This window comes from Nocardia sp. NPDC004711, assembly GCF_053601595.1.
Window position 1 is genome coordinate 53,348 of the sequence record NZ_JBSGCB010000023.1, and the last position, 14,334, is coordinate 67,681.

The window sequence follows — 14,334 nt, forward strand, 5'->3', positions numbered from 1 at the left end:
GTGGCGACTATGTGGACGCATCTACTCCGCGGTCCAGTCCGCGCGCACGGGCATCAAATGTGACGAAGTCCAACCGTGAAACGTGATGCAGGTCATTGCCCAAGGCGGCGTGATTGGGCATCGTCGTCAATTCATTTTGGAAAGAACCTGGTTGGAGATGCCAAATGGCCGACCACAATTTTGCTTACGACCTCACGCTGGACGAGGTGCGACGGCGCAGCGCCGTCCTCGAGGCGCTCGGTGACGACTGGGATCCGGTCGCGGTGCTCGCCGAGGAAGAACTGGCGTACGACATGCTGTACTCGAATCTCGACGATGAGCAGCAGCGGATCTACGACGAACTCGTCCAGGCCGGCATCCTGCCGGATCGGGCGATGCGCCCTATCGCCGACTGATCTCACCGCCTAGCACAAACCATGACCGGTGTTCGGCTGGTTGCCTCCAGCGAGTGGCGACCTGGCCGCTCCGGCTCTCGGCTGCGTTTCGTGAGCGGAGGATGCGCGAGTTCGACAGCTCACTGCGGTCGGCCGAGTCGGTTTTACGGCCGTTGCCGGTAGCGAAGACCCGCACCTGCGCCGAGAGTTTCGCGGGCACGTCCAGGGCGGATTCACCATCGTGGAGCCCGCACCGAATATCGGATACGGGGTCGGCCATCGGTGGGTGAGTTGATCGACGACGAGCACCCTGAACTCGACGCCCCCACCGCGCCGGCCGCGCTCGATCGCTACCCGGAGGCTGCCGGGTTGGTGTTCCGGGTGCTGATATGCATGGGGACTGGCCCGTTGGGGCCACCGGTGAAGGAGAATTGGGGGCGGATCGGCGTGGTGGTCGCCGGGTTCATCTCGACGTGCTGGGCGATGGTGGCCAGTGCGAGGACCGCTTCGGTGTTGGCGAAGACGTGGGCGACACACATGCGTTTGCCGGCCCCGAAGGGCAAAGTGGCGTGACGTTGCGTGGCTGTCAGGTTTTCGGTCAGGTAGCGGGCAGGGTCGAAAGCGCCCGCGTCCGCCCATACTCCGCTTTGATGGTGGAGGGCGTGGAGGCTGACGATGACGGTGGTTCCGGCGCGAACCGGAAAGTCGCCGAGCATGTCGTCGGTCTTTGCGACGCGGCCGAGTCCGACGATCGGTGGATAGAGTCGCATGGTCTCGGCGACAACGGCTTTCGTCCATGGCAGGAGGTCGACGTCGGCAGCGGTGGGGGTGCGTCCGCCCAGGACGTCGTCGAGTTCGGCGTAGAGGCGGGCGCGGGCGTCGGGGTGTTCGCCGAGCAGTTTCCATGTCCATGCGAGTGCGGTCGCGGTGGTTTCGGTGCCGGCGCCGATGAAAGTCATCAGTTCGTCGTGGATCTCAGCGTCGGTATAGCGGTGTCCGGTTTCTGGGTCCTGGGCATCCATCAGCAGTCCGAGCAGGTTGTCGCGGCGGGTGATCGCACCACTGCGGTGATCGGCGATCAACTGGTCGATCACCTTCTCGACGTGACGGAGGTCGGCGGCCATGCGCGGTGCGAGAATCCAGCAGGCGGACCGCATGACGCGTATGGGCAGGTCGTGGCGATTGGTCAGCTCGGCGAGTGCGTGTAGCCCTCGGGAGGTGCCGGCGATGAACCCGACCCCGAACAGCCGCAGCATCCGGGACAGGGTGATCTCCGACATCGGTCCGGTCAGGTCGACGCCGAACATGGTGCGGGCGACGATATCGAGGGTGAGCCGGCTCATTTCGGCGTTCATGTCCACCGACGCTCCATGGGCGCCGAGTTGGAGAATGCGCTGGGCGCAGTCCTGGGCGGCGTCGGTGATGGGGCCCGAGAGGGTGGCGATGTTGCGTTTTCCGAAGACGGGTGCGACGAGCCGGCGGTTGCGTTGCCAGCGTTGTTCGTCGAGCTCGGTGACCAGGCCGCGCCCGAACGCGACGGCGAGCATGTCGTACTCTGCGCTCTTGGTGTAGTTGGCCTGGTTGGTCACCAGGATATGCCGTGCGTGCTCGGGGTTGCGTATGACGACGAAGCGCAGCAACGGCATTCGTGCCACGAGTATGTCGTCCTGTCCGGGCAGCTGTGCTCCATAGAACTCGGCCAGGGTGCGGTCGCGCCGCAATGGCATGCCTTGTACGGCGAGTTTCCACGACTGCCGCCACGACACCGGGGTGCAGTGCCAGCGCAGCGGCGCGGGTTGCCAACGGGGCGGGTAGAGCGTCTCGTCGGGTGTTACCTGTGTAGTGGTCATGGCCAATCCCCCTGTACGCGTGGACTTTTGTCGCAGCGTATGCCGCCGGTCAGGGGGTACACGTCCGCCGTTCGGAGGACACCGCGGGACACGATCCGGGTTATCGTCGGATCATGACTACGCCCGGTGCTGCGCCCGAGCGGTGGGACTTCTGGTACCGGATCTGGAGCGCTTACGTGGTCGGTGGCCTCATCGCCACCGGAGTTCTCGTCATCGTGTTGCGGCGCACCTATGCCGGCGAAACGTGGGCGGGCTTGACGGCATTGGCCTGTCTGCTGGCGTGGTCCGCGTTGCTGGCTCCGCGTCGCGGGAATCCCGATGCGTTCTATCGACGTAAGGTGGACCGGAATTCGGCGCTGTTCGTGGTCGGTGTGCTGGTGTTGTTTCACGCCGCCGCCTGGTGGTCGCCACCCGCGCTCGCCGCGGTGATGGTGGTATATGCGCTGATCTACATGGCGCTGCCGGTTCGAGCCGCGATTGCGGCCGCGGCCGCGGTCAGTTTCACGCCTGTGGTCTTCGCTCTTCTCGCTCACTCCCAGGTGCCGCTGGGACTGGCGATATCGTTGATCGCGGTCGTGTTCAACCCGGCGATCGGTGCGACGATCACCCTGGCCATCGACCGAGGTGAGCAATTGGCGGTGCTCGTGGACCAGTTGGAACGCAGCCGCGCCGATGTCGCGCGACTGTCCCGGGAAGCAGGTTCGATGACCGAACGTGCCCGCCTGGCCAGAGAAATTCATGACACTCTGACCCAGGGGTTCACCGGGATCGCGACACTGGCCCAGGCCGTGGAATCGGAGATGGATAACGACCCCGGAGCCGCTCGCCGGCATCTGGCCTTGATCGAGGCCGCCGCGAGAGAGAACCTGATCGAAGCACGCACCATGGTCGAAACATTGACGCCACCGGACCTGAGGCGTGGCTCCCTTGCCGAGTCCCTGCGCCGCCGCGGTCGCAAACTCACCGACGAGACCGGAATCGCGGTGACCGTGAACGTGGATCCCGCTGTGCCACAGCTCGATACCAGCACCGAGGTGGTGTTGCTGCGCGCCGCGCAGGAGGCGTTGACCAATATCGGCAAGCATGCACGCGCCGACCGGGTCAGGGTCGATCTCGTACGAACCGAGCATGGTGTGCGACTGTCGGTGGCGGACAACGGAATCGGCTTCGACGAGGACGACGTCGATGGATTCGGGCTGCCCGGCCTGCGCAGCCGGGCACAGGAGATCGGCGCGGCCGTCACCGTGCAGACCAGCCCGGGTGCTGGTACTCAGGTCGATCTCGTGGTGCCCGCATGATCACCGTCCTGCTCGTCGACGACCACCCGGTGGTGCGCGAGGGCATGTGCGGAATGCTTTCCCGCGAAACCGATCTCGCCATCGTCGGCGAGGCCGCCGGAGGGGCCGAGGCCATCACGGTGGCCACCGCACTTCGACCTGACGTGGTGCTGATGGATCTGCGGATGCCCGAGATCGACGGCGCCGCGGCGACCCAGGCGATACTGGCCGCCTGCCCCGAGACCCGGGTAGTGGTCCTCACCACGTACGACACCGACACCGACATCCTGCGTGCTGTGGAGGCAGGCGCGTGCGGATACCTACTGAAAGACAGCTCACGGGCCGAAATCGCCACCGCCGTACGCGCAGCCGCACGCGGCGAGACGGTCCTGACACCCTCGGTGAGCGCCCGGCTGCATCGCCGAAACCGCCAGTCGCAGACCGAGCTGTCAGCGCGTGAACTCGAAGTCCTACGACGCGTCGCACACGGATCGACCAATGCCGAGATCGGTCAAGCCCTGCACATCAGCGAAACAACCGTCAAAACCCACCTCCAGCGAGCATTCGCCAAGCTCGACGTGTCGGACCGCACCGCTGCGGTCACAACAGCCCTGGCACGCGGGCTCCTTGTCACGCCGTAAAGTGCCACGCTTCATCGGAAGCCAATACGCCTTCCACGCGTTCGGCATCAATCCCGGGCAACGTGCGCTCATGCCCGAGTTTCGGACGGCCGGTGCAATCCCGCACAATCAGCTGTAGAACAGTGATTTCGCGCCAATTTCTCAGCTGTAGTGCGTGTTTGGAACGGTTGGATTGGCCGTTCATGCGTGCATGGCAGCGTGCTCTTCTGGCGCGAGCACCGATCAGCTACGACAGCATCCCGCCGCACTGTTCCTGTTCCAAGCCCGCCACAACCGGCTTGATCTGCAAAGCCTGACCCGGCAATGCGTCACTCCCCGCAGAGCGATAAACCTCGCAGCCGCACTGGATTTCGACGTGCCCGAACTACCCGGATAGTCGAAACACCCGGATCAACTCGGCCCGGCTACTATACGGCCGCAGCGCATTTCCATGCCGCTGGTCGCCCGACCGTGGGGTTTGACATGCCGAATTCAATGGCTGTTTACTTCGTTCGCTTCCCGGCGCCGAGCTCGAGAACACTCGGACCCTTGGCCTTCGATGATCGATAGCACGGTGTTGTCAGCGGAGAAGAACTCGTCGCGGACACGGAAATCGCTTGCGACAGGACCGAATTGAGGTGCCGTCGCCTGGACTTGAACTGAGCCTCCTTGTCTCGCTGGTCCTTTTGGCGGCGGCATCCAGCCATTTTCAATGACGACCACGATAAAGGCTTGGTTTGGAACTGGCAGAAGCTTGGACGTTCGATACCGGCGTTCTCCAACTGACTTGCCGGCGTAATCGCTGACGGCTTGTAGATGCCGCATCCCACTTCTATCCTTACGAACAGAGGGGGCGGACCCTGCGGAGTAGAGATGATCTACGACAACCTGCTCGCGCTGACAGCGCGGGCACCGATCACCAGCGGATTGCGGCAGGGTGAAGCATTTACGCCCTACGCCGCTTTGGTCGAGCGGATCGGCCGGCTCGCCGCCGGCCTTATCGACCGTGGCATCGGGCGCGGTGATCCCGTTGCCCTGCTGATACCGAACTCGCCCGATCTTTTCGTGACCGCCCACGCGCTCTTCGCCATCGGCGCCATCGCGATGCCTCTGGGCGAGACGGCCACGCGATCCGAACTTGCCGCACTCGCGCAGAAGACCGGACCCCGCGCAGTCATCTCAACTCCCGGTCTTGCCGTTGTTGCCGAGACACTGATCGCAGATGCGGCCCCCGGCATTCCCTTGCTCTTGACGAGTGCCCTTCCCGAAGGAAACGCAACCACCCAGCTGCCGAAACTGGGAGGCGATACAACGGCGCTCTACCTCTTCTCGTCCGGCTCGACCGGGTTGCCCAAGGTGGTGCCGCACACCCATGCCGAACTCGTCGCTGATGGTGAACGAGCCAGCACAGCCTGGGAAATTCAGCCGGACGATATCGTCGTGGACATTCTGCCGGGCAACTTCTCGCTGGGCTTCTTACTGGGCGCTACGCAAACCGTCGCCGGCGGTGCGACGACGCTCTATTGGAGCGATCGCCTGCCGCTGGCGCTTTCACGCAAGAAGCTGCTCGACACCATGGTCCGCGAGCGCGTCACCGTCATGGGCGCCGTTCCGGCAATGTACGAAATCGTCACTGGTCAGACCGGCAGTTTCGACCTGAGCATGCGCCTGGCCTTCTCGGGCGGCGTCGCACTGAAACGGCCGATCTTCGAAGCGGTGCGCGAGCGCCTGGGTACCCCACTTCGTCAGGATTACGGCTCGACCGAAGCGAGCATGTTCTCGCACAACAACTCCGCCGATCTCGACGCGAGCTGGGCCTCGGTGGGCAAGCCCGCGGGCGACGCCAGGGTCCGCGTTGTCCCGTTCGACACCGAATTCGGCCCAGCCGTCGGCGAAATGGAAATCAGATCATCCTCGCTCATGCAGGGCTATCTCGGCGATGCCGTGGCCAATGCCGAGGCGTTCGATGAGGGCTGGTTCCGGACCGGCGATCTTGCCTCGCTCGATGAAGAAGGTCGCATCTTCATCCGTGGCCGCAGCAAGCTGTTGATCGAGGTATCCGGCTACAAGATCGACCCCATCGAGGTGGAGGAGACGCTCATGACCTTGCCTGCTGTCGCCGAAGCCGCAGTAGCGGGTCTCCCGGACTCGCGCAACGGCAATCGGCTGATCGCGTTTGTCGTCAAAGGGGCGGAGGTGTCGGCCGATGAGTTGATCCGCTATGCCCGCGACAGGCTGTCGGTTCAGAAAGTCCCGGACGAGATCGCGTTCATCGACGCACTGCCGCGGAGCGCGGCCGGCAAGGTGCTCCGTGCGCGGCTGCGCGAGCTCTAGGCGGGCTGAGCCGCTCGCTGCGAAACATAGGCCGCTATGTTCGCAGGCGATTCGAATAGCTCCGGCCGTATCTCCGTGTCCGGGATGCTGATCTTGAATCGTTCCTCGAGGAAATACACAAGTTTTACCAAACTGATCGAGTCCAGCAGGCCTGCCTCGAGCAAAGGGGTCTCGCGATCGACCGGCGAACCGCCGGTTTCGGCCACCATCGCGGAGATATACTCGACTATCGGTCGTTCGACATCGTTCATCACTGAGTCCCTTATGTAGTCGGCATGCTAGCCAATTTCAGCGCGACCTGGAATGGTATTCGAAAACGTGGGAGGAAGGCTTGGGCGATACACGTCCGCTGGGCGAAAAGGAACAACTGCTCAGCCATTTGCATGTACACGGCGGGCTGATCACCATGCAGGTGCTGCATGTGCGCGGCCGCCTCGATCCGGCGCTGGTGACGGCCGCGCTCGCCTGGCTACAGACCCAGCACCCTATCCTTCGCGCTCATATCCGCTACGGCAAGCTCGTCTGGCGACACATGCCGTTCTTCGCCTATCGCCGGCCCTGGTTCGACACCGAGGGCACGACGGAGATCCCGTTGAACGTGCTCGACGACACCGACCCGGACGCTTGGCGCACGGTTTTCGCCTCTGAGATCCGCACACCGATCCCGAAGGGCAACCATCCGCGCTTGCGGATAACACTGGTGCGGCAGTCGCCCGACGCCGACCTCAACCACATCCTCATTTGCGCCGATCACGCGACGCTCGACGCCCAGTCCGCCAACATGCTCGCTCGCCAGCTTCTCGAGTTCCTCGCCGATCCAGCCGCGGCGCAACTCAAACGCCCGCTCGACACCACGTTGCCCCCGTCGATCGAGGACAGCCTGCTCAGCAAGTCCGGCAATGGCAAGAAGACCACCTATACGCCGGCCATTCGGCTACCCAAGCAGGTGGTACCCGACCGGAAGAAAGAAACGCGAGTACTGGCTCGTCGCCTCGAGCCCGGCGTAACGGCAACGCTCATGGATGCCGTCAAAGCCAACAGAACGACGCCTCACGGTGCGGTAACGGCAGCCTTCCTGCTTGCCATGCGCGAGCGGTACAGGCTCGATGCCATGACCGTGTTGACCACGGTCGACCTTCGTCGCCTCAGTAGACTCGCGCGGCCGCGCGAGACCTTCGGTTGCTATGTCGACATCCTGCGCACCGAGCACCCGATAGCCGACGACTTCTGGGCAACCGCCCGTGACGTCTCGTTCAAGCTGATCGCCGCGCTGGCCAAGGACCACGAGTCCGCCTCGATGATGAAGTTTCCGGGATGGGAGGTGTATCGGCACGAAGCCGGCCCAGGGATCCGGAACAACCGGCGCCTCGACGGACTTGCTGTGACCACGACCGGCGAGTCCGGCCTGCAGGCCGGCTACGGCGACTACACGCTCGAGGACGTCACCAGGGCCGTTTCGCTCGACATGTTCGGCCCATCACTGTTCGTGATCGCCAACGAGCGGCTCGGTGGCCTCGACCTCAGCGTCGGGTACTCGGCACTTGCGATGAGCGATGACGAGGTATCCAAGCTCACCGACAACGTAGTGGCCCGGCTCGAGCTGGCTGGATAGAGCGCCACGCCGATCGCAGCACGCTGCGCGTCGTGGACGAGGTCCCGGAGGCCGACCTGGCCGGCCGCCGAGTCGTCATCTGGCGCGGGCGGATTCGAGTCCTTCGAGAGCGCCCTCGCTGATGAGGTCGTTCGCCGGCCGACCCGTCGATGCGATCGAAACCGTGCCGTCCGCGGACCGCGGTGGTGGGATGGGTGCTATGAGCTTCCCTCGGCGGGCCGGGCCGGTCGTGATCCTCGCCTCGCTGGCGCTCGTGGCCGGATGCGGGCCGGACAACGATGCCTACGTCGCCCTGCAGAACGCCATGAAGGAGAACATCACCGCCAAGGACCACCGGCCGGTGCGGTCGGTGTCGTGCACACCGCATGTCCACGACACGATGCGAGAGGAGACCGCGCATCTGAAATGCGTCGTGGTGTTCACCGATGGCTCGTCGTATACCGCCAATGCGGTGATCCAGAACCAGAATTCCGGCGGCAGGCACAACATGCCGGATGCCTACAGCTGGGACCGTCTTCCTGCGCAGTGAGGTGCTCCGCACAGCTGCTTCGACGGGGCAGGCTGTCGACCAGTCATCGGAGACCTGCTCGGCCAGGTGCCTGCCTAGACCCGCTGGCCGAATTCAGTTCACGGGCACCGTGTGGCGGTCGATGACGTCGTCGATCGGTCGGTCGGCGGCATCGTGGCTCGCGGGTTCGGCGCCGTCGAGGATGGTGTCGAGAATGGCGGCGCGGTCGAGTGTGGCTGGGAGGCGGTGGCATTCGCGAGCGCTGACGATGACCGCGTGCAGCAGGGTTGCGTAGACGCGGGAGCGGGGGACGGTCAAGCGCCAGCCGTGGCGTTCGCGGTCGCGCAGACGGGTTTCGATGGTGTCGAGGACGTCCTGGATGACCTGGATCTCGATCAGGTCCGGGTCATCGCAGGGCATGGCGACCACCGAAAAGCAGTGTGCTGTAGCCGAATACCGCGGCACGTAGCAGGGTGAACAGGGATCTGTGTGCCGACGGCGGTGTTCGCGCCGCCCGGGGGTCGAGGACCATGCGCCCGGATGTGACCAGGGCGGTGCGCGCCCGCCAACGCACCGCACAGGTGTCGACTCCGCATTGGAGATGCAGTTGCATCGCGATATGTGCTTGTGCGGCAGTCAGTTCGCCGGGATCGGAGTAGCACGACCACAGCCCGCGCACCGAATACCCGACCGTAGCGCTCTCCTTCGATGGAGGTTCGGGGTCGGCGGCTTGTCGCTTCTCTCGTTCGATGCGGTCGATGATCGCCTGCACAGACCACGGGTTGTTGCTGGACATAGTCACCTACCTGTGTGCCGTCGTTGTCGTACCAGCACATCACCATCGACCTCCTATGACATTGTCATTCCGGGATTTTCGGGAAACGAGGGCAAAGCCGCAGCAGCGGTGTCACTCTGGGATCGGAGCAGTGCCACCCTGACAGAGTCGAGGAGTTAGCGATGCCCGAGGAGATTCCGCGCGCTTCGCTGCCACGTCGGCAGCTCGGGCGATACATACGCCGTCAGCGCGAGGAGAACACGGTACTCACGCAGGCCGAGGTTGCGGCTGCGATGCAATGGAGCCACAGCAAATACTCCCGGTTGGAGCGGGGTGAGCCCGGCAGGATTCTCGATCGAGATCTTCGTGAGCTCGGCAAGATCCTCGAGATTGCGGACGCGAAGACCGACGCCATGATCGAGCTCGCCCGGCAGGTTGCCGAAAAGACCTGGTACAACAGCTTCAATGACCTCATTCGGGCGAACTTCGATGTCTACATGCGGATGGAAACCGAAGCGGGCGCGATGGAGATCTACCGTCCCGATCTCGTCCCTGGACTGTTCCAAACCTCCGACTACGCCCGATCGCTGAACAGGATCTACTTTCCGAAAGACGGTGAGGAAGAACAGGATCGACGGATCGAACTGAAGCTCAAACGCCAGACGATCATCACTCGCAAGAGGGCTCCCATCACCATCGATCTCGTGCTCCACGAGTCAGCGCTGCACACAACAGTCGGCAATGACGTGACGATGGCGGCGCAACTGCGGCATCTCGCCGACCTCGGTACCCGCCCGAACATCACCATTCGTGTCCTGCCCTTCCGCGCCGGATTCCCACTCGGGACCCCAGTCGGGCCGTTCGTCACGCTCGACTTCAAACCGGACCCGAAAGGTGTCGCCGAACCGACGGTCATCTATGTCGAGAGTTACACCGGGGATATGTACCTTGAGGAAGAAGCCGACGTCGGCAAGTACCGTCGGGCGTTCGCGACGATCCAGCACGCCGCGTTGGACGCCGCGATCAGCCGGAACCTGCTGCGGCAGGTCGCAAGAAGGGACTCCTGACAGTGAATGATCGCCTCCGTACCCGGGAGCAGTGGTTCAAGAGCACGCATAGCTCGGGGAACTCCGAATGCGTTGAGGTCGCGTTCCTCGATGGGGGACTGGTCGGGATTCGTGACTCCAAGAATCCGACCGGCGCAGCGCTGGTGTTCGCCCCCAGCGAGTGGGACGCCTTCACCGCAGGTGTGGTGGCCGGGGAACTCGACTCTCCCGCCTGATCCAGGCCCGCCGGATCCACTTCTCCGGCAAGATCGTTTGGCTCGGTGGGGGATCGCGACGATGAGCTCCGGGCGCGACGGGGATTTGGTAGCGGATTGATATGGCCCGCGCGGGAAAGCCCGCGCGGGCCATGGTCGTTCATGAATGATTAACACTGCCTGTGGTTGGCTCGATAGCCACACGACGGTGACCGCGCGCGCCGGCGACCCTGTGCCATACTCGGCCGGGGTCGGGCGCAGCGCCCGAGGGAGGAAAGAGAACTCAATGGGCCTGTTCGACATGATCCGCGGCGAATTCGTCGACGTCATCGAATGGTTGGATGACACTCGCACCACGCTGGCGTGGCGGTTTCCCCGCTACGAGAACGAGATCAAGAACGGCGCGGAACTGATCGTCCGGGAGGGGCAGCAGGCGGTCTTCGTCTACCGCGGGCAGCTGGCCGACAAGTTCGGTCCCGGCCACTACCAGCTGACCACCGAGAACATGCCGATCATGTCCACCCTGCAGGCCTGGCGGCACGGCTTCAACTCGCCGTTCCGGTCCGAGGTGTACTACATGAACACTCGCGCCGTCACCGACATGCGCTGGGGCACACCGCAACCGGTCACCGTGCGTGACCCCGACTTCCGCATGGTGCAGATCCGCGCCAACGGCACCGCGAACGTCCGCGTCACCGACATCGAGGTGTTCCTGCGCCAGATGATCGGCACCAATGCCGAGGTCGACGCCGACGTGCTCAGCGAGCAGCTGCGCGCCAATGTCGCGCTGGCCTTCTCCGACATGGTGCTGGCCAGCGGCCTGGGCGCCATCGATCTGCAGGGCCGCCAGGTCGAATTGTCCGACAAGCTGCGCGAATTCGTCGGTCAGCGGCTGTCCGGCTTCGGTATCGGGGTCGAGGGCGTCACCATGACGATCTCCCTGCCGGAGGAGATCCAGCAGGCCATGACCCGCGGCGTGGCGCGCGGCGTCGAAGCCGGCGGCTTCATGAACAATGTCGACCTCAACCGCTATCAGCAGATGCAGGCCGCCGACGCCATGCTCGCCGCCGCCCAGAACCCCGGCGGCGGAATGGGAGCCGCCATGCAGGCCGGTATGGGCGTGGTCCTCGGCGGCCAGATGGCCGGCGCCATGCAGGGCAGCATCGCCCAGCCCCAGCAACCCGGTTACGCCCAGCCCCAGCAGGGTGGCTACGCGCAGCCCGCCGCGCCCCAGCAGGCGGCCCCGCCGCCGCTCCCCGGCCAGCAGCAGTTCCACTTCGACAACGCCGGCCAGGCCGCGGGACCGTTCCCCATCGACCAACTACGCCAGTACGTCTCGTCCGGCCAGCTGACCCGCGACACGAACGTCTGGACCGAGGGCATGCCCGGCTGGCAACCCGCCGGCTCCGTCCCCGCCCTCCAGCCCCTCTTCGCCACCCCGCCCCCGCTCCCGGGCACCCCGCCGCCCCTGCCCCCGCAGTAGCAGTCTCCCCGCCCAGCCCGGCCGACCCGGCCCGGCCGCACCCGTCGGCACCCTCGACTGCCGACGGGTCCGCCGCCGTACCCCGCTGGAACCCAACGCCCGACAACTCGGTGCGTCCCGAAATCCCTTCCACCGCAATGCGTGACCCTCGAGTCCGCCGCACCGAGTGAGCCCAGATGAACGACAACCAGCCCCCACACCCCTCCGGCCCGCCGCCGCTCCCGCGTAGCGACCCGGCCACCCCACGCCCGGCCGACCCTCAACCCTGGACGCCCCCGCTCCCGGGTCATGATTCGAGCGAGAGTGGTCTCCCGCCGGTGCACGGCATGACGCCGCCCCCACCCGGGCCGAATGCACCCACTGGTGCGCCGCAGTTCGCTCCCGGCGCGGGATCGCCTGTGCCGCCGCAGAATTTCGGGCAGGCTCCGGCCGGTCCTCCTCCGCTGCCGACCTCCGGGCCCGCCGATGGCGGTGTCCCGCCCATGCCGCAACGCGGGGCGGTCCCGCCTCCGCCGGGACTTCCGTCCGCTCCAGGTGGATACGGGGGAGTCCCGCCCACGCCGCAGGCCGCCCCGCCGCAGAACTTCGGCCCGCCGCCGGTCGCTGCTGCCGGGCCGGGAACCGTTGCGCCGCCTCCGCTTCCGGGGTCCGGGGCTCCGGCACGAACGCCGACTCCCATGCCGCCGCCGATTGCCGCAGCTGGATCAGGAGTTGCTGCGCCGCCTTCGCTTGGGACAGGTGGACTTGGCGGGCCGCCGCCACTGCCCGGTGGTCCGGGCGAGCAGCAGGGGAGATGGCCGTCGGCGTCCCTTGCGGCGCCTTCGGCTGCTGCCGGGCCGGGAACCATTGCACCGCCGCCGCTTCCGGTGCCCGGGGTGACGGCGGGGCCGCCGCCGTTGCCGGGTGGGTTCGGGGCGGGGAATCCGGGGCAGGGGCCCATGGGTGCGATGCCGCAGCCTGTGATCGTGGCGCCGGTGATTGTTCCGGGGGTCGGGGATGGCGGGGCGGAAAGTCCTGTGGCGCAGCCGGAGGCGGGGGTGCCGGATCGGGCGATGTTGCATCGGACGGAGTTGACTCGGACGTATCCGTGTTCCTCGTGTGGGGCGCAGTTGGTGTTCGATCCGGTGGGGCAGGATCTGCTGTGTCCCAGTTGCGGGAATCGGTCTCCGGTGACGGCGCCGGATGTGGCGGTGCAGGCTCGGGAGTTGGGGCCGGCGATCGCGGCGTTGCGGGAGTTGCAGGCGCATGCGGCGGGGCCGCAGGTGACGGGGGAGTGGGAGGTGAAGTGCCAGAACTGTGGTGGGACAACCGGGTTCAATGGGAGTCTCACCGCTACTCGGTGCCCATACTGCGCCACGCCCATTCAGCGTGATGATGTGCACAATGCGCCGGCCCGGCTGCCGGTGGACGGTGTGGTGCCGTTCCGGGTGGGGGAGAAGCAGGCTCGGGAGCTGGTCGAGAAATGGGTGTCGGGGCGGTGGTTCGCGCCGTCGAACTTCCGGAAATATCGGCGGATCGGGGCGTTCTCCAGCCTGTATACCGCGTATTTCACCTACGACGCCGATACCCAGAGCTGGTATCAGGGCGAGCGCGGCGACGACTATCAGGTGCGGGTCGGCACGGATTCGGACGGGGATCCGATCTACGAGACCCGGACCCGGTGGTATCCGGTGGCCGGTGAGGTCGCCAATGAATTCGCGGATCTCCCGGTGCTGGCCAATGACAATCTGAACCGCAACCGGATCCGGGCGCTGGAACCGTGGCCGGTGGAGCAGGCGCGCGCCTATTCACCGGAATTCGTGGCCGGGCACCTGTGCCGCACCTACGACAATGATGCGGAGCAGTCGCTGCCGGAAGCGCAGCAGCGGATGGAGTCGGCGATCGAATCCACCGTGCGCGGCGATATCGGCGGTGACCATCAGCGCATCCACCAGCTCAACACCAACTGGAACTGGCTGGCGTACAAGCATCTGCTGCTGCCGATCTGGCTGCTGACGGTCGTCTACATGGACAAGACCTACCAGGTGTACATCAACGGCCTCACCGGCCAGGTGTCCGGCGACCGCCCCTGGAGCAAGGTGAAGATCATCGCCGCGATCCTCGCGGTGCTCGCGATCATCCTCACGGTCATCCTGGTGTACAGCAAGGTGCACGGCCATCACACCCCGGCGCATCCGACCGGACCGAGCCACTCGACCGTCGCCCCGCCGCACCCCACCACTCATCGCTGACCGACCGAC

Annotated in this window: 15 protein-coding genes; 10 read left to right on the plus strand and 5 right to left on the minus strand. The window is 65.4% G+C overall.

Translation table 11 applies throughout. The annotated features are described in order from the left end of the window. Nucleotides 1-164 precede the first annotated feature (164 nt). Nucleotides 165-395, plus strand: coding sequence for a DUF6400 family protein (locus tag ACWEKS_RS23935; RefSeq protein WP_357280022.1), 231 nt, complete (start codon nt 165-167; stop codon nt 393-395). Nucleotides 396-724: 329 nt separating this feature from the next. Here the strand turns inward: ACWEKS_RS23935 and ACWEKS_RS23940 are convergent, their stop codons facing one another. Continuing rightward, nucleotides 725-2,224, minus strand: coding sequence for a cytochrome P450 (locus ACWEKS_RS23940; RefSeq protein WP_452342125.1), 1,500 nt, complete (start codon nt 2,222-2,224; stop codon nt 725-727). Between the two features lie 113 nt (nt 2,225-2,337). Between ACWEKS_RS23940 and ACWEKS_RS23945 the strand changes: the two genes are divergently transcribed. Continuing rightward, nucleotides 2,338-3,522, plus strand: coding sequence for a sensor histidine kinase (locus tag ACWEKS_RS23945; protein WP_452342126.1), 1,185 nt, complete (start codon nt 2,338-2,340; stop codon nt 3,520-3,522). Further along, complete coding sequence (locus tag ACWEKS_RS23950) at nt 3,519-4,142, plus strand: response regulator (protein ID WP_452342127.1); 624 nt, start codon at nt 3,519-3,521, stop codon at nt 4,140-4,142. The genes ACWEKS_RS23945 and ACWEKS_RS23950 overlap by 4 nt, the downstream gene beginning before the upstream one ends. On the opposite strand, the gene ACWEKS_RS23955 is transcribed toward ACWEKS_RS23950, so the two are convergent. Then, a complete protein-coding gene (locus ACWEKS_RS23955; RefSeq protein WP_452342128.1) occupies nt 4,132-4,326 on the minus strand; it encodes a hypothetical protein in 195 nt (64 codons plus the stop codon). The genes ACWEKS_RS23950 and ACWEKS_RS23955 overlap by 11 nt on opposite strands. 668 nt (nt 4,327-4,994) lie before the next feature. Between ACWEKS_RS23955 and ACWEKS_RS23960 the strand changes: the two genes are divergently transcribed. Further along, nucleotides 4,995-6,455: a class I adenylate-forming enzyme family protein gene (locus tag ACWEKS_RS23960; RefSeq protein WP_452342129.1), complete on the plus strand. Its 1,461-nt coding sequence runs from the start codon at nt 4,995-4,997 to the stop codon at nt 6,453-6,455. On the opposite strand, the gene ACWEKS_RS23965 is transcribed toward ACWEKS_RS23960, so the two are convergent. Next, entirely contained in the window at nt 6,452-6,706 is a 255-nt protein-coding gene (locus ACWEKS_RS23965; protein WP_452342130.1) for an acyl carrier protein, read from the minus strand. The two genes, ACWEKS_RS23960 and ACWEKS_RS23965, sit on opposite strands and share 4 nt — an antisense overlap. Before the next feature lie 80 nt (nt 6,707-6,786). Here ACWEKS_RS23965 and ACWEKS_RS23970 point away from each other — a divergent pair, with 80 nt between their 5' ends. After that, nucleotides 6,787-8,067: a phthiocerol/phthiodiolone dimycocerosyl transferase family protein gene (locus ACWEKS_RS23970; RefSeq protein WP_452342131.1), complete on the plus strand. Its 1,281-nt coding sequence runs from the start codon at nt 6,787-6,789 to the stop codon at nt 8,065-8,067. 199 nt (nt 8,068-8,266) lie between these two features. Further along, nucleotides 8,267-8,596 carry a hypothetical protein gene (locus ACWEKS_RS23975; RefSeq protein ID WP_452342132.1) on the plus strand — a complete coding sequence of 110 codons (330 nt, stop codon included), beginning with the start codon at nt 8,267-8,269 and terminating at the stop codon, nt 8,594-8,596. 93 nt (nt 8,597-8,689) lie between these two features. On the opposite strand, the gene ACWEKS_RS23980 is transcribed toward ACWEKS_RS23975, so the two are convergent. Beyond that, nucleotides 8,690-8,995, minus strand: a complete 306-nt coding sequence (locus tag ACWEKS_RS23980; protein ID WP_452342133.1) for a hypothetical protein — start codon at nt 8,993-8,995, stop codon at nt 8,690-8,692. After that, nucleotides 8,982-9,371, minus strand: a complete 390-nt coding sequence (locus tag ACWEKS_RS23985) for a hypothetical protein (protein WP_452342134.1) — start codon at nt 9,369-9,371, stop codon at nt 8,982-8,984. The genes ACWEKS_RS23980 and ACWEKS_RS23985 overlap by 14 nt, the downstream gene beginning before the upstream one ends. A gap of 161 nt (nt 9,372-9,532) precedes the next feature. On the opposite strand from ACWEKS_RS23985, the gene ACWEKS_RS23990 reads away from it, so the two are divergent. The 4 genes from ACWEKS_RS23990 (at nt 9,533) to ACWEKS_RS24005 (ending at nt 14,325) form a co-directional block, all read left to right on the plus strand. Continuing rightward, a complete protein-coding gene (locus ACWEKS_RS23990) occupies nt 9,533-10,417 on the plus strand; it encodes a helix-turn-helix domain-containing protein (protein ID WP_452342135.1) in 885 nt (294 codons plus the stop codon). A 2-nt stretch (nt 10,418-10,419) separates the two neighbouring features. After that, nucleotides 10,420-10,632 carry a DUF397 domain-containing protein gene (locus tag ACWEKS_RS23995; RefSeq protein WP_452342136.1) on the plus strand — a complete coding sequence of 71 codons (213 nt, stop codon included), beginning with the start codon at nt 10,420-10,422 and terminating at the stop codon, nt 10,630-10,632. A gap of 265 nt (nt 10,633-10,897) precedes the next feature. Beyond that, nucleotides 10,898-12,094 carry an SPFH domain-containing protein gene (locus tag ACWEKS_RS24000; RefSeq protein WP_452342137.1) on the plus strand — a complete coding sequence of 399 codons (1,197 nt, stop codon included), beginning with the start codon at nt 10,898-10,900 and terminating at the stop codon, nt 12,092-12,094. Between the two features lie 1,376 nt (nt 12,095-13,470). Continuing rightward, complete coding sequence (locus ACWEKS_RS24005; protein WP_452342138.1) at nt 13,471-14,325, plus strand: hypothetical protein; 855 nt, start codon at nt 13,471-13,473, stop codon at nt 14,323-14,325. The last annotated feature ends 9 nt before the right edge of the window (nt 14,326-14,334 follow it).